The 18,284-nt window shown below is 59.5% G+C and carries 14 protein-coding genes and 2 tRNA genes; 14 read left to right on the top strand and 2 right to left on the bottom strand.

Translation table 11 applies throughout. From position 1 onward, the window contains the following. Window positions 1–419 precede the first annotated feature (419 nt). The 4 genes from ABCN01_RS03480 to ABCN01_RS03465 all read left to right on the top strand — a co-directional run bounded on the left by ABCN01_RS03480 (window position 420) and on the right by ABCN01_RS03465 (window position 4,686). Window positions 420–496: transfer RNA gene (locus tag ABCN01_RS03480), tRNA-Arg, on the top strand. Between the two features lie 344 nt (window positions 497–840). Continuing rightward, window positions 841–3,282 (top strand): tetratricopeptide repeat protein, encoded by a 2,442-nt coding sequence (locus tag ABCN01_RS03475; protein WP_342995935.1) that lies wholly within the window; start codon window positions 841–843, stop codon window positions 3,280–3,282. Between the two features lie 161 nt (window positions 3,283–3,443). Beyond that, on the top strand, window positions 3,444–4,526 hold the full coding sequence (locus ABCN01_RS03470) for an AAA family ATPase (protein WP_342995934.1): 1,083 nt from the start codon (window positions 3,444–3,446) through the stop codon (window positions 4,524–4,526). A 69-nt stretch (window positions 4,527–4,595) separates the two neighbouring features. Then, window positions 4,596–4,686: transfer RNA gene (locus ABCN01_RS03465), tRNA-Ser, on the top strand. Window positions 4,687–5,011: 325 nt separating this feature from the next. On the opposite strand, the gene ABCN01_RS03460 is transcribed toward ABCN01_RS03465, so the two are convergent. Further along, a complete protein-coding gene (locus ABCN01_RS03460; RefSeq protein WP_342995933.1) occupies window positions 5,012–6,352 on the bottom strand; it encodes a D-alanyl-D-alanine carboxypeptidase family protein in 1,341 nt (446 codons plus the stop codon). A gap of 197 nt (window positions 6,353–6,549) precedes the next feature. Between ABCN01_RS03460 and ABCN01_RS03455 the strand changes: the two genes are divergently transcribed. From ABCN01_RS03455 to htpG, 10 genes are all read left to right on the top strand, one after another. Beyond that, a complete protein-coding gene (locus ABCN01_RS03455) occupies window positions 6,550–7,245 on the top strand; it encodes a response regulator transcription factor (protein ID WP_342995932.1) in 696 nt (231 codons plus the stop codon). Between the two features lie 25 nt (window positions 7,246–7,270). Next, complete coding sequence (locus tag ABCN01_RS03450; protein WP_342995931.1) at window positions 7,271–8,509, top strand: sensor histidine kinase; 1,239 nt, start codon at window positions 7,271–7,273, stop codon at window positions 8,507–8,509. Between the two features lie 103 nt (window positions 8,510–8,612). Beyond that, the gene (gene pstB, locus ABCN01_RS03445) at window positions 8,613–9,488 is read left to right on the top strand and encodes a phosphate ABC transporter ATP-binding protein PstB (RefSeq protein WP_343014189.1); all 876 of its coding nucleotides are present in this window, start codon (window positions 8,613–8,615) and stop codon (window positions 9,486–9,488) included. Between the two features lie 64 nt (window positions 9,489–9,552). Beyond that, window positions 9,553–10,281 (top strand): response regulator transcription factor, encoded by a 729-nt coding sequence (locus ABCN01_RS03440; protein WP_052044009.1) that lies wholly within the window; start codon window positions 9,553–9,555, stop codon window positions 10,279–10,281. A gap of 3 nt (window positions 10,282–10,284) precedes the next feature. Further along, a complete protein-coding gene (locus ABCN01_RS03435; protein WP_342995928.1) occupies window positions 10,285–11,709 on the top strand; it encodes a sensor histidine kinase in 1,425 nt (474 codons plus the stop codon). Window positions 11,710–11,904: 195 nt separating this feature from the next. Then, window positions 11,905–12,561, top strand: a complete 657-nt coding sequence (locus ABCN01_RS03430; RefSeq protein WP_342995927.1) for a YveK family protein — start codon at window positions 11,905–11,907, stop codon at window positions 12,559–12,561. A 2-nt stretch (window positions 12,562–12,563) separates the two neighbouring features. Further along, complete coding sequence (locus tag ABCN01_RS03425) at window positions 12,564–13,301, top strand: CpsD/CapB family tyrosine-protein kinase (protein ID WP_035136836.1); 738 nt, start codon at window positions 12,564–12,566, stop codon at window positions 13,299–13,301. Window positions 13,302–13,318: 17 nt separating this feature from the next. After that, the gene (locus ABCN01_RS03420) at window positions 13,319–13,969 is read left to right on the top strand and encodes a tyrosine-protein phosphatase (protein WP_342995926.1); all 651 of its coding nucleotides are present in this window, start codon (window positions 13,319–13,321) and stop codon (window positions 13,967–13,969) included. Between the two features lie 39 nt (window positions 13,970–14,008). Continuing rightward, the gene (locus tag ABCN01_RS03415; protein WP_342995925.1) at window positions 14,009–14,509 is read left to right on the top strand and encodes a GNAT family N-acetyltransferase; all 501 of its coding nucleotides are present in this window, start codon (window positions 14,009–14,011) and stop codon (window positions 14,507–14,509) included. Between the two features lie 202 nt (window positions 14,510–14,711). Continuing rightward, window positions 14,712–16,736, top strand: coding sequence for a molecular chaperone HtpG (htpG, locus tag ABCN01_RS03410; protein WP_342995924.1), 2,025 nt, complete (start codon window positions 14,712–14,714; stop codon window positions 16,734–16,736). A 226-nt stretch (window positions 16,737–16,962) separates the two neighbouring features. Here htpG and ABCN01_RS03405 read toward each other — a convergent pair whose 3' ends face one another. Then, window positions 16,963–18,096: an IS110 family RNA-guided transposase gene (locus ABCN01_RS03405; RefSeq protein WP_152073669.1), complete on the bottom strand. Its 1,134-nt coding sequence runs from the start codon at window positions 18,094–18,096 to the stop codon at window positions 16,963–16,965. Between the last annotated feature and the right edge of the window lie 188 nt (window positions 18,097–18,284).

The following is an 18,284-nucleotide window of genomic DNA, read 5'->3' as shown; positions in this document are numbered from 1 at the left end:
TTACCTCAGCTGGATAGAGGGTCTGACTACGAATCAGAACGTCATAGGTTCGAATCCTATACGCCGCACCAATTGAATTTAAAGCCTCCGGAAACGGGGGCTTTTCCTTTACGGGGGCATTGCGGAGATTCGAACCTCGGTCGAGGCGCGAGCGTCAAGAAAACGCGGAGCGTTTTTAGCGAGCGGGCGAGTCCGCCGGCAGGCGGGCGAAGCCGGTGCGGATCCGCGCAGCGGATGCGCGGAATCCTATACGCCGCACCAATTGAGTTTTAAGCCTCCGGCAACGGGGGCTTTTCTTATATCGCGATGCACCGAAGATCGTGCCAAGCCCTCCAAATGAGTAAAAATCAAATTCGATAACTTTTTTTGAAAAAACGCTTGACCATTATTCAGTCCATGTGCATAATAATCAACAAGTCGCGGCGTTACCTCAGCTGGATAGAGGGTCTGACTACGAATCAGAACGTCATAGGTTCGAATCCTATACGCCGCACCATTTGAGATTAAAGCTCCCGGCAACGGGGGCTTTTCTTTTACGTAGGCACCGCATGGATTCGAACCTCGGTCGAGGCGCGGGCGTCAAGAAAACGCGGAGCGTTTTTAGCGAGCGGGCGAAGCCGGTGCGGATTCGCGAAGCGGATGCGCGGAATCCTATACGCCGCACCAATTGAAATTGAAAGCCTCCGGCGACGGGGGCTTTTCTTTTACGTAAACACCGCATGGATTCGAACCTCGGTCAAAGGGGACTATTTCTCATCGACTCGTGTAAGATTTCGAGTATGCGCCTCGGTGAGCCCGTGGCGAGCTCTTTCTTTAGACGACCGATCAGGGTGATATTTCGTGGCAGAGCGTCCGACATACAAGCTCAGGTTTCTCGATCCCAAAAAGCGCTTTCCGGCCATGCCCGAGCAGCCTGCGGGACGCTCGTATGGCGTGGTTTGGAAGCTCTTTGGCGAGGACCCGCATGAATCATGCTATGTCGTCGAATTCGTCGGCAAGAGCCATGTGTCGCTTTTGGGCTACGTGAGCGTTTCGGGTGAGGTCTATAAGGTGGACCGTCCCGTTAACGAGGTATCGCTGCCCGACGATCCCGACATGCAACTGATTCTTGACGAGTCCGATTCCAACATCGGTGAGATTGCGGTCAGGGGTACCGATGGGACGATGCGCTCCCGGGCGCGAGTCATCGGCTCTCCCGAAGGCACCATGCGCGAACAATCCGATCGCGAGACGTGGAATTCGACGCGCAGCCTTCGCTACGGCGAGTTCATGGCCTCGATGTTCTTGCGCTACGTGATATTCGCCGATTCTGAAAACGTTGTCTCAGGCACGGCAGACGGTGACGGCCTTGACGAGGGCATGAAAAATGCCGTCGACAAGATCAAGCTTGTAAAACTCCCCGAGCCGGTTGAGGTACTGCTGGGTTTTGATTCCACGCCGCTGCCCGATGCAATCGAAACGCTGCTCTACCGCATTGACCATACAGATAATCCAAGTGGCATCGAGCGCTATGCCGCCGCTTTGATGGGCGAAGTTAATCTGCCTCGCCTGCGCACCATAGCGGCTAAAACCGAAATGAGCCTGGCGCGCATCGATCGCTCGAGGCTCTTCTATCTCAATTTTGACCGTAGCCTGCTGGACCAGGACGAGATCGATACCCTGCTTGCCGTCGAGTGCCGCCTGAACCGCCTATCGGGCATCCTTGAGCATATTGGGGCAGGGTTGGGCCCCGTTGCCTCGTCGCCAAGCTTTGAGGGCTGCTCGCTCTTTGACCTATGGCATATCAGCAAGACGACAAACGACGTTCCTCGCTTGCTCGAAACGCTGTCGAATGACAACCCGTGGGCCAAACCGGGGACGGTTGCGTGCCAGCCGGGTGGCGAGTGGGACGTTCGCACCCGCTTTGCACGTATCGTAGAAGCACTCAACGTGGTTACGCGGCTCGATTACACCTATCGAGCGAACGTCGCCGAGGGCATCATGCTGGTTCGATTTGGCCGCACGGTTGTCGATGCTATGCCGCAGCGCGAATACGATGCTCAAGATGATGCCTGGCGCGAGGTGGATGAGCCTAGGCGCGCAGCATGGGCCACCGAGCACGATGCGCGTATTGCGCTTACACTCGCGGCGGCTTGCTTTGCTTCGGGCGCTCGCATCACGCGCTGCTACGTGCAGATTGCGGCTCCCGACGGCGAGCAGGGCGAGCGCGTCGTTGAAACGTATTCCTTTGGCCGTGCGGCCTATCTGGCCGATTGCGTTTCTGTCGCCAAGGATCTTGAGAGCATGGATATGGACGACATGCCCTGCAAGCATTTGCTCGAGGCATATGAGGCAGATGCGCCGGACATGATTGAGCCTGCAGAGGTTCACGCCCGACCACGCGATGACCATCGTCCATTGCCGCCTGCGCTTCGCGATCTGCTGCTCGCTGATACGGCTGACGAGCTTGAGGTCATGGAGGAGGACAACGATCCGTATGTCGCCCGTGTCGTCGAGCTGCGCGAGCAATCCAAAGTTGACCGAGCTGGTGCTTTCGAGGGCTTTTCTCGCCTTGTCGAGGAGCTGGAAGCCAAGTGTACTGTTGCTGAGCTTTTGGCGACGGGCCCGGTGCAGACCCAGTTCTGCGATAACCAGCTGGTGCGCATGGTGCTGCCGGTGATGGAGGAGGACCGTTCCGTGCGTATCCTTCGCGCTCCCGATGCGCTGTATTTTGCCCAGCACGAGATCTGCAGCTTTTACGCCGAACAAGAGGACTTTGAGCGTGCGTTGCCCGAGGTGCGTCGTCTCTACGATTTGGCGCGCTCGTCCATGCAGTCTCACTTTGCCCTGATCAACGTGCTGGCACGCCTGGAGCGCTATGACGAGATTATCGAAGTGGCGCGCCACGGCCTACGCATTGCCAGCGACCGGCCTTCGATCGGTTACCTGTTCTATCGCCTGGCGTTTGCCTACTGGAACTGCGACCAGCTCGAGCTGGCGCTGGCATGTTATCGCCTGGTGCCGCGCGGCGAGGAGTCGGGCGGCAGTGCGCAGGAGGAAATGCAGGGCCTTATGAACGAGATGGGCGTCATCAAACCGCCCACGTTTGACGAGGCTGTCGAGACCATCCGCAAGGCGGGTCTTGAGCTGCCGCCGGTGCCCGCCGTGACCAATCAACTTGCGGATGCCGCCGTGCGACTCGTCGATAACGGCTTCTTTTTCTTGGCGCGCGGCTGCATCTATCAAATGTGGCGCACCATGGGCAACGATGAGCTCGGCTCCCTCAACCGCTCGCTGGGGTAGGGGCGGCATAGAGGGGCCGCACCGCGCTATTTGTATCGGTGCGGGCGGGAGGACCCGACAGAATCGGTAAGGCATAAAGCCGCCGAGCCTGCTAAAACTGTTAAACTCTGCTAAAGTTGCTAAACTTTGTTAAAGTTGTTAAAACTGGCAGAGGAGGTCGAATGTCAAAAGCTATTAATCCCTTTAAGCCAACAGCGGGCATGAATCCACCTGAGCTTATCGGACGCGACGCTGTTTTGGATGACTTTGCCGAGGCTCTTGAGAATGGCCCTGGTGCCCCCGATCGACTCATGCGCATCTCGGGTGTCCAAGGCACGGGTAAAACGGTGCTCCTCAACGCATTGGGCGATCTTGCGCGCAAAAAAGGATTCGAGGTTGTCGACGTCGCCTCAAATGCCGGTTTTTGCGACAGAATTCTCGAGGCTCTGCAGCGAAATGTTCGTCTTGCATCAATGTCGATTTCCCCATCGATTTTAGGAGTCAGCCTTGGCTCCGTGGAGCTGTCGAAGTCAGCCTCTCATCTGGGCGAGGCAATGTACGATGCCGCGAAGCGAGGTGGTTTGCTCATCACACTCGATGAGATTCAGGACGCCTCAACTGAGGAAATGCGCGAGCTGGGTAATGAAATGCAGCTCTTGATTCGCCAAGGGGCGAATGTCGCCTTTGCATTCGCTGGTTTGCCAACCTCTGTGGATGGCGTGGTGGTGGATGATACGTTGACGTTCCTTCAGAGGGCGAAGCATATCGAACTCACGCGGCTTTCAGATTTTGAAGTCGGCGGATCGTTTGAGGATACGATGAGGCGTGCGGGCAAGGAACTCGACGAAGGCGTTGCCGAGCTTTTGACAAAGGCTTCGGCAGGCTATCCCTTTATGGTCCAGTTGGTCGGATATTACGCTTGGCAGGTTGCTGCGCGCAGCGGGTCGGAGAGCGTGAGCGAAGAGGCGGCTCGCAAGGGTGTCCAGGCGGCTCTTGATAGTTTCAATGCCATGGTGATTGCCCCCGCGCTGCGCAGGGTGTCGGAGCGGCAGTTTCAATATCTCGCGGCGATGGCGCAATGCGAAGGCGGCGAGATTACGAACGGTGATATTGCCAAAAAGATGGGATTGCCGGCGAACAAGGTCGGCTCGTATCGTAAACGTCTCATCGATGCGGGGTTGATTGAGCCTGCGGGCTATGGCTGTGTTTCGTTTGCAATTCCGTATATGCGCGACTATTTGTTGGAGGCGGTACGGGAAAGGTAAAAATGGAATCGCTCCAAAATTTCCCCTTGCCCATCCTCGACTGTTTGGTTACTATAGAACGGCTGTTACGGAGAGCTGACCGAGAGGCCGAAGGTGCTCGCCTGCTAAGCGAGTATGCCCCAAAAGGGCATCTGGGGTTCGAATCCCCAGCTCTCCGCCAGTAAGACTTTAAAGAAGGGTTCCAAAAGGGACCCTTTTTTAGTTGAACCACGTTAGCTGGGGATTCGAACCCGAGAGGGCACGGGCGTTAAGCAAACGCGAAAGCGTTTGTAGCCCGTGGGCGAAAAGCCGCCAGGCTTTGAAGCCGGAGGGCATGCGCAGCATGCCCGGATATCCCCAGCTCTCCGCCAGTATGACATGAAAGAAGGGTCCCATTTGGGGCCCTTTTTTTATTAGAAGAACGTTAGCTGGGGATTCGAACCCTCAAAAAAATGAGGCGCCCCGTCGGACGCCTCATTTTGGTTCGATGTGATAACGCTTTGGCCCTACACCTCAGGAGCCTTGGCTACGGTCTCGCTCTCGGCTGTGAGCGGGCGGTTGTCGATGCGGCGGCCCAGGCGGTCGAGCTTCACGAGCAGCCACTCGATGGGATTGGGCCCTGTTCCTTCCTCGTCGGCAACCAGGTCCATGACGGCAATCTTGGTGCCGTCCTGCTTAAGCGTAACGCTGCCCACCTTATCGCCAACATGCACCGTGCCCGAAAGGTCATCGTAGCTAACCTTTTCGGTCACTTTGCCGGCGAGTGAGAACACCGTTGCCCGTGCGGCGGGGTCGGCGAGCGTGGCGTCGATTGTCTTGTCCGTCCAATCTGTCTGGCTAATGCGCGCCATGAGCGGGTTGCCGTTGGCGGTCTTCTCCTGTGTATTGGCAATTGCGACCGTCACCTTGTGACCGTAGTACCAGTTGGCAAGGGTCGCCGTATCGGTAAAGCGCTGATCGTTGGTTGTGGAGTTCAAAATAACGGTGTAGACCTCGTCGCCGTCGCGGTTGTAGGCGCTCGTAAAGCAATAGCCCGCGTCGTCGGTGGTGCCGGTCTTGCCGCCAATGTTTCCGTCCTGACCGAGCAAAACGTTGTGCGTGTCCATGGAATGCGAATGGTCTGAGTCATCGGCGCCCGTGACCTCAATCCAAGAATCCTCGCTCGCGACGACTTCGCGAATCGTATCGTTTTTCATGGCCTCCCGCATCATCAGTGCCACGTCATGTGCGGTTGAGTGCATGTCGCCGGCCCACTCATCAAAGTCCAGGCCGTGTGGGTTCTCAAAGACCGTGCCGGTGCAGCCGAGCTTTTTGGCGCGCTCGTTCATGGCCTTCACAAAGGTTGCCTCGGCGTCTTTGGTCTTGGGGTCGATCTTTTTGCCTACGTACTCGGCAAGCACGGTGGCGGCGTCGTTGCCCGAGGGGATCAACAGGCCGCGTAGTGCCTGCTCCACGGTGAGCTCGTCGCCTTCGAGCAGGCCGGCAGTCGAGTTGCCTACGGTGGCGGCAGCGTTGCTCACCGTGACCTTCTCGTCCATCTTGCAGTTTTCGACGGTCAGGATTGCGGTCATGACCTTGGTGATCGAGGCAATCTTGACCTGCTCATCGGCGCCGCGTCCATAGTAGACGGTGCCGTCCTTGTCCATAACAAGGGCATTCGTTGCCTCGATATCGGGCAGGTTTTCTGTCGTGATGTCGCGGGCGTCGGCGGTCTTGCCGCAGACGTCGTCGGTCGTGAGCACTTGGGCACCGGCAACAGAGGGCACGCCGGCAACAAGGGCGATGGCGCAGGCAAAGCCGGCGACAAGCTGGGCGGAGCGCTTTGCAAAAGAGGTGAGGGACTTCACAGGTTTCGCTTTCGACGGGATGGTCTCTTCTGGCACTAGAGTATATCGTTTGCCGGCGACGACGATCGTTGCGTGCGCGCATGGCCCGCATTCGTGCTCGAACGGGCGCAAGGGTGCTTAAGGTCGACTTAATCGCCCGCGCTTGTTGTGTGTGGCGGGCGCCGCCTCGGGCATAATGGAGCGCGAGAGGAGCACGCATGAACGAGCGCATACTGGTAGTTGATGACGAGAAGGCCATCGCCGACCTGGTTGGTATCTACCTTACAAAGGAGGGCTTTGACGTCCAGATCGCCTACAGCGGGGCCGATGCGGCCAAGGCGATCCTAGAGCAAGAGTTTGACCTGGCACTGCTCGATGTCATGCTGCCCGATATCGACGGCTTTGAGCTGCTGCATACCATCCGTGCCAGCCATACCTATCCCGTAATTATGTTGACGGCACGCGATGCACAGCAGGATAAGATCGAAGGCCTTTCTCTTGGCGCGGACGATTACGTGGTCAAGCCGTTCCGCCCGCTGGAGCTCATCGCGCGCGTTCATGCTCAGCTGCGCCGCTACACCAGCTACGGTAGCCGCGCGCAGGCGACCGAGTTGCCGACCCTCCAGCTCGACGGCCTCGAGATCAACCGTGACGCTCGCTCCGTGACGGTGGACGGTGCGCCGGTGCGCCTCACGCCCATCGAGTATTCCATCTTGCTGTATCTGGCCGAGCATCGCGGCAGCGTAGTGCCCGTGGAGGACCTGTTCCGCGCGGTGTGGAACGAGGACTTTATGCCCGGCTCCAACAATACGGTGATGGTGCACATTCGTCACCTGCGCGAAAAGATCGGTGACGACGCTCAGAAGCCGCGTTTTATCAAAAACGTTTGGGGCGTCGGCTATATCATCGAATAACGCCTTTGTTAGCGAGGACATGGACATGACAAAAGACGATAAGCAGGCGTTTGAGGTGCCCGATCGGCTCTTTGAATACGTAAGGGCGGTCGTCGATAATCGCGCACTTGCGACGGTGCTGCTCTTTTTGCTGAGTCTGCTGCTAATCGGCATTGGTAACATCGCCGGTATCTTGGCGGTGCTACTCATCGGCTTCTTGCTGATCGATCGCTTTGAAATCGTGCGCCGTTGCGTGGTGATCGGCGGTGCCGCGTGGGCCATGACGCTGGCGATCGGCGCCATGGCGCTCGGTGGCATTGAGGGACCGGTGCTGTTCGATGCCGGCTTTGTATTCAACATGCTTGGCTTTGTCTTGGCGCTCGCCGTGTGCGTCCTGTTCTTTTGCGGCCGCGTTCTGTACTACCAGGGCTATGAGCAGGGTGAGCGGCATTCCGACCGCGTGCTTGCCGCCCGTATTCAGGACCGCCTGATCGATCATCCTGACGCCTGGGATAACATCGACGGCGACTTCCTGGAGGTCGAGGGTGCGCTCAACAGCGTGCGCGATCGCGAGCGTAAGGTGCAGCAGGCCCTACGCGACGAGTCGCATCGCAAGGACGACTTGGTCACATACTTGGCGCATGACCTGCGCACACCGCTTGCCAGCGTGGTGGGCTACCTCTCGCTGTTGCAGGAGGCACCCGACCTGCCGGTTGAGCAGCGCGCACACTTTACGGGCGTGGCGCTCGACAAGGCGCACCGACTCGACGCGCTTATTGAGGAGTTCTTTGATATCACGCGCTTTGACTTCCACGATATTGTGCTTACGCGCGGCTACGTCGACCTGGGATTGCTACTGGCGCAGGTGGCCGATGAGTTCTATCCCATTCTCAACGAGCAGCACAAAGATGTCCAAGTTGATGTGCGCGAGGATCTGACGGTACTTGTGGATGGCGACAAGATGGCTCGCGTGTTCAACAACATCATGAAAAACGCCATCGCCTATAGCTACGAAGGATCGACCATCACGATTGAGGCTGGGCGCCAAGATGACGGTGGCGTGCGAATTCGCTTTATTAACCATGGTGACCCGATTCCTGCGGCTAAGCTCAAGGTAATCTTTGAGAAGTTCTATCGCCTGGACGCGGCACGTGCGACCAATCGCGGTGGCGCCGGGCTTGGCCTTGCTATCGCCAAGGAGATCGTTACAGCGCACGGCGGCACGATCGCGTGCGAATCGACGCCCGAGCACACGATATTTACCATCGAGTTGCCGGCGGAATAGTCAAGGTGCCCTTACAAACACTTGACAATGCGCTCACGTGCGCATGAGCCGCGATTTCTACTATCGATACTGCTGAATTGATATCGATATGGAGGTATGCGGTATGACGGCTGCTGCGGCGATGGAGCCTACGGAGCTTGAGGAACTCATAGAGGCGCAGGCCGAGGCCGCGCACGAGCGCGAAGTTGGGGATGCGACTCGCCCCACGGCGCAGGACCTTGCCGCCTCGCCGACGCGCATCGATGTTGAAGGCCTTGACCTGTTTTACGGCGACCATCATGCGCTCAAGGACGTGAGCATCAAAATTCGTGACAAGCAGATCACCTCGTTCATCGGGCCTTCGGGCTGCGGAAAGTCGACGCTGCTGCGCTGCTTTAACCGTATGAACGACGGTATCAAGGATTGCCGCATTGAAGGCAAGATTGCACTCGACGGCCAGAATATCCTGGGCGATTACGATATCTGCCGCTTGCGCCAGCGCGTGGGTATGGTGTTCCAACGCCCCAATCCGTTTCCCATGAGCATCTACGACAACGTCGCCTACGGTCCTCGCGGCATGGGAGTGCGCGACCGCGTCGCGCTCGACGAGCTGGTCGAAGACTCCCTGCGACGCGCCGCGCTGTGGGACGAGGTCAAGGACAAGCTCAGGGAATCGGGTCTGGGTCTTTCGGGCGGCCAGCAGCAGCGTCTGTGCATCGCCCGTGCGCTGGCCGTGCAGCCCGACATTCTGCTGATGGACGAGCCGACCTCGGCGCTCGACCCCGTATCGACGCTGGTGGTGGAGCAGCTGGCCTGCGAGCTCAAGGAGACCTGCACGTTGGTGGTCGTTACGCACAACATGCAGCAGGCTGCGCGCATTTCCGACTCGGTTGCGTTCTTTTTGCTGGGCGAGCTGGTGGAGCACGCGCCCACCGCGCAACTCTTCAAGAATCCGACCGATCCGCGCACGGCGGATTATTTGACGGGCCGTTTTGGCTGATACCATCTAGTACAGGCACCTTTAGGGTTAAGATGCGGTCATGTCGGCCGCAAAGGGGTTCAACATGATCTATTACGTCGAGGACGATGACAACATCAGGGATTTGACGGTCTATGCGCTGCGCAAGCAGGGGATTGAGGCCGAAGGCTTTTCGTGCGACGGCGAGTTTAAGGCCGCCGTGGCGCGACGGGTGCCCGATGCCGTCCTGCTCGACATCATGCTGCCCGATACCGATGGTTTGGCGATTATGCGCCGCCTGCGCGCCGACCGCCTGACGGCGACGGTGCCCATCATGATGCTTACCGCCAAGGACACCGAGCTCGACAAGGTGATGGCGCTCGATGGCGGTGCCGACGATTACCTGACTAAACCCTTCTCGCTCATGGAGCTTGCGAGCCGCTGCCGCGCACTGCTGCGTCGCGGCGGCATGGTCAAGCAGGCGAGCGATGTGCTCAGCGTGGGCGACATTGTGCTCTCGCCCAGCCATCGCGAGGTGACCGTTGCCGGCGAGTCGCTTAAGCTCACCCTGCGCGAGTTCGACCTGCTCGAGTACCTCATGCGCAAGCCCGGCGTGGTCTTTACCCGCGAGTCGTTGCTGCAGAGCGTGTGGGGCTGGGACTTCGACGGCGGTTCGCGCACTGTTGACGTGCACGTGCAGACGCTTCGCCAAAAACTGGGCGAGCATGCCAGCGCCATCGAGACCGTGCGCGGCGTGGGCTACCGCTTGGCCGAGCCTTCTGCCGGTGATGGTGCCGAAGGTGACGTCACCGCGGCCACCGCATCGGAGGAGTAACCCGTGGTCTTCGCCCCCCAGGGAAAACATACGCTGTCGCACCGCGTTTTTGTGACGATCTTTGTCTGCGCCATGGCGGTTATCGTGGCGTTTACGGTGCTGGGTGCGTTCTTTGTGCAAAACACCTTGGCGGATGCCACGAGTGCCAATCTGGCGCAGGAAACCGAGCTCATTGCTGCCGCCCTCGACGAGCAGCAGGAGCCCATCCCGTTCTTGCGTAGCCTTGATCGCGAGGACTTGCGCATCACGCTGATTAACAAGGATGGATCGGTTGCCTACGACAACGAGGCGTCGCCTTCCACACTGCCCAACCATGGCGATCGCCCCGAGGTCATCGAGGCCTTTGAGAATGGTTCGGGTTCCGCGGAGCGCGCAAGCTCTACGCTCGACGAGATTATGCTGTATCGCGCCGTCGCCCTTGATAACGGCCAGGTTGTCCGCTTGGCGCAGGCCCAGCCTGGCGTTGCAGCGATTTTGCTGTCGATGGTGGCGCCGATGCTGCTTATCGCAGCAGCGGGCGCGGTACTCTCGTTTTTTATGGCGCGCCGCGAGTCCCGTGCCATCATCGCGCCGTTGCAAGAGGTGGATTTGGACCACCCACGCCGTAGCTATGAGCACGCCTATGCCGAGATGGTCCCCATGCTTGAGCGTATCGAGTCGCAGCGCCAGGAACTCAAGCGCCAAATGGCGGTGCTGGCGGACAACGACCGTATGCGCCGCGAGTTCACGGCGAATATCACCCATGAGCTCAAGACGCCGCTTACGGCGATTTCGGGCTATGCCGAGCTCATCGCAAACGGCATGGTCGAGGGCGAGGACGACCTGCGCAACTTTGGCGGTCGCATCTATCGTGAGGCGGGCCGTTTGGCGGCGCTTGTCAACGACATCCTTACGCTGTCTAACTTGGACGAGGCCGAGCGTGCAACTGAGGGCGAGGCGGTGCCCATTGGGTCCACGGAGCCTATTGAGCTCTCGCGTGCCATCTACGCGGTTGAGCAGCGTCTTGAACAGGTCGCCCGTCAGGCGAATGTGACGATAAGTCATGAGACCAAGCCTGTGGTCATCGAGGGCGTGTCGCGCTTGATTGACGAGCTCATCTATAATCTGGCAAGCAACGCCATCCGCTACAATCGACCCGGCGGTACGGTTACGCTGCAGTGCGGCACCAACGACGAAGGCCATCCGTTCCTTGCGGTCGCCGACACGGGAATCGGTATCGCGCCTGAAGAACAGGGCAAGGTATTTGAGCGGTTCTATCGCGTGGACAAGAGTAGGTCCAAGGCGCGCGGCGGAACCGGTCTGGGGCTTGCCATTGTCAAGCATGCGGCCCTGTATCATCACGCCACGCTCGATCTGTCGAGCGAGTTGGGCGTGGGAACCACCATTACGGTGACGTTTCCCATACAGCAGGACGAGCCATTCGCATAGCGATACAACATAGGTATTGATGTAGACGCCGCATTTGACTTTCGGGTGCGGCGTTGTTGTGCAATTTTACGATTGCTTCCGACATTTTTACAGGAGAGCCTGTTTCTTATGTATAGAGTTTGGTCTCGGTAAAAAGATGCGATAACATACGGACAGTTTTGTCAATCCGAACTGGGGAAATGAAAGGCAAGCTGCATGACCCTTCTCGAACTGTTCCAGCTGCTGAAGAAGCACCTCAAGCTGGTCATCACCCTTCCGGTGGTCTGCGCGATCGCCATGGGCATCGTGTCCTTCGCCGCGATGGACAACACCTATACCGCGACGACGAGCATGTACATTCTCGCCAAGACCGACGATAGCGGCCAGATGAGCTACAACGATCTCTCGGCGAGCCAGATGCTTTCCAACGATATCGCCACGCTGCTGGATAGCGATAGCGTTAAGAGCGGCGCCGCCAAGGAACTGGGCCTCACCGATCTGGATGACTACAAGGTGTCTGTTTCCTCCGAGACCACCACGCGTGTCATTACGCTTTCGGTTACCGGCACCGATGCCAAGGAGACGGCTAAGGTCGCAAAGGCCATGGCCAGCTCGGTGAGTACGGTCGCTCAGAACGTCGGCGCTGCCCAGAGCATCAACGTTATCGACGAGGCTAAGACCCCCGAAGCCCCCAGCGGTCCCAAGCGTATGCTGTACGTTGCTGTCGCGTTCCTCGCGGGCATCTTTATCGCAGTTGCCTATGTCGTTTTGGCAGACATGCTCAACACCCGCATCCGCGGTGCCGAAGAGGCAGAAGAGCTCCTGGGCATTCCCGTTGTTGGCCGAATTCCGGCTATGAAAGGTGGTAAATAGGCATGGCTAAGGCAAAGAACACCGATAAGCTCGTTGTACAGAATGCCGCCAAGACCCTTCTGGCCAACATCCGCTTTGCGAGCGTGGACGACCCCATTCGCACCATCACCGTTACGTCCTCGATTCCCAACGAGGGCAAGTCTACGGTTTCCATCAACCTTGCCCAGGCTATCGCCACCAGCGGCAAGAGCGTCCTGCTGGTCGAGGCTGATATGCGTCGCAGGTCCCTTGCCGATATGCTCGGCGTCCGCTCCCGCGGCGGACTCTATGCAGTCCTTTCCGAGCAGGTTTCTATTGACCAGGCGATTGTCGAGACGGGTCAGAAGAACTTCTACTTCCTCGATGCCGAGCCGCATATTCCCAATCCTGCCGACATCATCGTCTCTCACCGCTTTGCCAAGCTGGTAAAGGCACTGTCCGCCAAGTTCCAGTACGTCATCTTTGATGCTCCCCCGGTCGGCACCTTCATCGATGCTGCCGAGATCGCAAGTCTGACCGACGGTGCGCTTTTTGTCGTGCGTGAGGATTTCACCAAGCGCGAGGAGGCGCTCAACGCCATCGGTCAGCTTAAGAAGTCCGAGAAGGTCAAGCTCATCGGTACCGTTATGAACTACTGCGAGACCGAGACCAGCGAGTACTACTACTCCTACTACACCAAGGACGGTAAGAAGGTGAAGAAGGGCTCCGACGATCAGGGGACTTCCAAAAAGGGCATCTTCACCAACCGAGCAAACGTTTAGTTGATTAAGGCTGACCTATGCGTGACATTCATTGCCATATCTTGCCGGGTGTAGACGACGGCGCCGCCGATCTCGATGAGAGCTTGGCGATGCTCGAGGCTGCCAAGCGGGCCGGTGTAACCAGAATCGTTTGCACTCCTCACTGCCGTGATCCCTATTTTGATTACGACAAGATGTGGGATGCCTTTGAGCTGCTGCGTGATAACGCTGACGGTTTTCCGCTCCAGATGGGCTTCGAGGTCAACCATCGAAAGCTCGTTGAGCTTGGTATCGATGCCGCGGAGCACTTGCATTTCGATGGGACCAACGAGTTTCTGCTCGAGCTTTCGACGCATGCCGATGCGTATGCGTTTAGAGAGTACGAGAACACGATTTACGATTTGCAGTGCCGTGGCTACCAGGTGATCATCGCTCATCCTGAGCGCTATCGTGCGGTTCAAAAGGATGTAAGCGTGGCGGAGCGCCTGGTCGATATGGGCTGCAAGCTGCAGGCTTCGGCGGACTTTATTGCCGGCGGTCGATTTGGTCGCGAGAAAAAGCCGGCACAGCGCCTGTTCGATCAGAACCTGTACAGCTTCATCGCGAGCGATGCCCATAACGTGGGTCATTACGACTGCCTGGCGAAGGTTCGCGCGAAGTTTAGCGTGCGCGGAGCTCATTTTCGCTAATATCTGTCCCTAACGTTCGCATTGAATGAAAGGGCAGCCATGGATATCCAACTTAAGACGGGATGCTTTGATGACGCGGCGTTGGTGCGCCGCGTCGTTTTTATGGACGAGCAAGGCTACGAGAATGAGTTCGACGCTATCGACGAGGATCCAAACTGCATTCATGTGACGCTCTATGTAGACGGCGAGCTTGCCGGTTGCTCGCGCGTGTTTCCCGAGGAACTGGAGCGCGCGGCAGATGCAGAGGCTCCGGTTTCGCCGGCGTGCGACTTGGACGAAGGCGTTGCGGCGGGGGAGACCTACATTATGGGGCGCGTCGCCGTGCTGCCGGCTATGCGTCGTCGCGGACTGGCGAGTGCGATCGTCGAGACCAGTGCTTCGTGTGCACGCGATGCCGGCGCTAAGCTTATTAAGCTGCATGCGCAGGAATACGTGCTGCCGCTCTATGCAAAGGCGGGCTACACGCAAATTGCCCCGGTAGATTACGAAGACGAGGGCCAACCCCATGTCTGGATGGCCAAGCGCGTAGATGGCAGATAGGGACGTTCCTTTTCTGCCGGCAGTTGGGGACACTCCTTGGCAATTGACGCATTGGAGCGCTCGGACATACAGTTTTTCGATTCCGTATGTATATATGCGCGTTAATGGGTTATAAAATCTAAGTCTGAACATAGCAGGTCTGCGATGCGGCTCGGGCGACCGGGCCGTTTTTGCGGACAGGGGTAGCGCGAAAGGACTGCACATGCGTCAATTTAAGACCGAGAGCAAAAAACTGCTCGACCTCATGATTAACTCCATCTACACCAATAAGGAAATCTTCCTGCGCGAGCTTATCTCTAACGCGAGCGACGCCGTCGACAAGCTCAACTTTAAGAGCCTGCAGGACCCGAGCGTCAAGATCGACCAGGGCGACCTGGCCATTCGCGTCTCCTTTGATAAAGACGCCCGCACCATTACCATCTCGGATAACGGCATTGGCATGACCGCCGAGGAGCTGGAGCGCAATCTGGGCACCATCGCCCATTCCGGCTCCGAGGAGTTTAAGACCGAGAACGCCGAGCAGCAGGGCTCCGATGTCGACATCATCGGTCAGTTTGGCGTGGGCTTCTACTCGGCTTTTATGGTCGCCAGCCATGTGAAGGTCGTCAGCCGCGCTTATGGCGAGGATGTCGCCCATGTGTGGGAATCCGACGGTCTTGAGGGCTACACCATCGAGGACGGCGAGCGCGCCGAGCACGGTACCGATGTCATCCTGACGCTGCGCGAGAACGAGAAGCTCGATGCCGACGGCGAGGCCGAGACCTACGATCGCTTCCTGACCGAGTGGGGTCTCAAGAGCCTGATTCAGCAGTACAGTAACTATGTGCGCTACCCGATCCAGATGATGGTGTCCAAGAGCCGCCAGAAACCCAAGCCCGAGGACGCCGGCGACGATTACAAGCCCGAGTACGAGGACTACCAGGAGCTCGAGACCGTCAATTCCATGACACCGATCTGGAAGAAGCGCAGCTCCGATGTCGAGCAGAAGGACTACGACGAGTTCTACAAGTCCACGTTCCACGACTTTGACGATCCTGCGCGCACCATCAGCTTCCACGCCGAGGGCACGCTCGAGTATGACGCCCTGCTGTTTGTGCCGGGACGCGCGCCGTTCGATCTGTACAGCAAGGACTACGAGAAGGGTCTGGCGCTCTACAGCTCCAACGTCCTGATCATGGAGAAGTGCGACGACCTGCTGCCCGACTACTACAACTTTGTCCGCGGCGTCGTGGACTCTGCCGACGTGTCGCTCAACATCTCACGCGAGACGCTGCAGCAGAACCGTCAGCTCAAGGCCATCGCCAAGCGTGTGGAAAAGAAGATTACCGCCGACCTTGAGGATATGCGTGACAACGACCGCGAGGCCTACGAGAAGTTCTTTGAGAACTTTGGTCGCGGTCTTAAGTACGGCATCTACTCGAGCTATGGCATGAAGGCCGATGAGCTCGCCGACCTGTTGCTGTTCTGGTCTGCCAAGGAACAGAAGATGATTACCCTGGCCGAGTATGCCAAGGGCATGCCTGAGGATCAGAAGGCCATCTACTACGCCGCCGGCGACTCGCGTGAGCGCTTGGCCAAGATGCCCGTGGTAAAGGGCGTGCTCGACCGCGGCTATGACGTGCTGCTGCTGACGCAGGATGTGGATGAGTTCACGTTCCAGGCTATGCGTGAGTACATTGCCGCCGATATGCCCAAGATCTACGAGGACGATGCTGCCCGCGAGGCTGCCGAGAAGGCTGTGGCCGACGGTGCCGAGCCCGAGGTCGAGGATCGTCATCTGGAGCTCAAGAACGTCGCGACCGGTGATCTTGACCTGGCGACCGAGGACGAGAAGAAGGAGGCCGAGGACGCCACCAAGGAAAACGAGGACCTCTTTAGCGCTATGAAGGAGGCGCTCGGTGACAAGGTCGAGAAAGTTGCCGTCTCCGCGCGCCTGACCGATGCCCCCGCTTGCATCACCACCGAGGGCCCACTTTCGCTCGAGATGGAGAAGGTGCTCCAGAAAGGACCCGAGGGCGCGCCCGACGGCATGCCCAAGAGCCAACGCGTGCTCGAGCTCAACGCCAAGCACCCGGTCTTTGACAAGCTTGTCGCTGCCCAGAAGGCAGGCGACGCCGACAAGATCAAGCAGTACTCTGGTCTGCTCTATGACCAGGCTCTGCTGGTCGAGGGCATCCTCCCCGAGGACCCCGTAGCCTTCGCGGCGGCTGTTTGTGAGCTTATGTAACTTAGTTACGCGGTTCAACGAACCGCGTAACGGCTCGACGCTGCGCGGGCGCCAGAGCGACAACTTGTCATTCAAAGAGGACGGCATGACCAGAAGGTCTATGCCGTCCTCTTTTCATGCCAATTTGTTCGCTCTGGCGCCCGCTCGCTGGCATTGCCAAAACATCGACGTTACCGTGGTCCAAACTAGTCGTTGGGTGTTCCTATAGTTTTGTCAACCGTCGGGGCTACTCCCGGTAGGGCACCCGGTCGCGCATCACGGCGTATATCGCCCTGAGCCGCTTCCTCGCGACGGCCTTGAGCGCCCGCCCGTGTCCCATGCCCCGCGCCCTGCAGGCCCGGTAGTACTCGCCGTAGCGCCCCGAGGACCTCACCAGGCTGTTGCACGAGAAGATCAGCAGGGACTTGAGCCTCGCGTCGCCGCGCCTGGACGCCCTGACCGACCTCACCGACGTGCCGGAGCTCCTCACCCTCGGGGCTATGCCGCAGTACGAGGCCAGGTGGTCGTGGTCCGGGAACCTCCCGATGTCGACCGACACCGCGAGCTGCGCCGCGGTCCTCGGGCCGATGCCGGGCACGGTGAGCAGGCACGCGTAGGTCTCGTCGCCCTCGAGCAGCGCCGCCGTCTCGGCCTCGAGGGCCCCGGCCTCGTCGAGGGCCTCCGATATCCGGGCGGCCAGGAACCTGACCTGCCTGTTCTCGGCCTCGACGAGCGCCGGCGGGGGCGCGGTGGAGGCGGCCGCGGCCTCCCCGGCGGCTTCGGCCCGCGGGCCCCCGGCCCCGGAGCGGGCGATCCCCCACGCCCCGCCGAACCCGGCGAGCAGCTCCAGCCACCGCCGGTCCGACAGGTCGACCGCGGCCTCGAGGGCCGGGCAGGACTCGAGCAGCACCGCGCGCAGGCGGTTCTTGTCCCTGGTCGCGCAGGCGACGACGTGGTCGCGCTGCGACGAGAGGGCGCGGGCGGCCTCGAGGGCCTCGCCGCGGCCCGGGACCCCCGACAGGGAGTCCGGAACGCCCAGGGCGGTCCGCGCGATCACCGCGGCGTCGCGCTCGTCGGTCTTGGCCTCGCCGGCGAACAGGCCCGCGGCGCGGCTGGCGGCGAGCCCGGGCAGGTGGGCGACCCCGAGCCCCGCGGCGCGGGCCCGCCTCACGGCGAGGGACCCTATGTTGCGGAACTGGTCGACGACGACGAGCGTGCCGGCGGGCGCGGAGGCGAACAGCGCGTCGAGCTCGGCCTCCCTGTTGCGGACGGGGGCGCTGGCCAGCACCTCCCCGTCGCGGTCGACCAGGCAGGCCCAGTGCGATGACTTGCCGACGTCCAGGCCGAGCACGGCCGCGGGCCTGGTGGATGGCGCTTTCACGGTGGTATCCTTCCGGTAGTCGTTCGACCGGATGGCCTCCCCCTCGGCACTCACATTACCAGCCGCGGCGCCTGCCCGGCACTTTCCTATCAGCCGTCGGGGGCGGCGCGTCCCGCGCCGGCAGCACCCAACAGGCCCTCTCGGGGGCAGGGACGTTCGGCCGTGCGCGGGCGCCCGGTCGGCGGCCC

This window comes from Collinsella aerofaciens (genome assembly GCF_039062365.1).
GTDB lineage: Bacteria > Actinomycetota > Coriobacteriia > Coriobacteriales > Coriobacteriaceae > Collinsella.
Note: the sequence above shows the minus strand (reverse complement) of the source record. Positions and strands in the feature narration are given on the sequence as shown.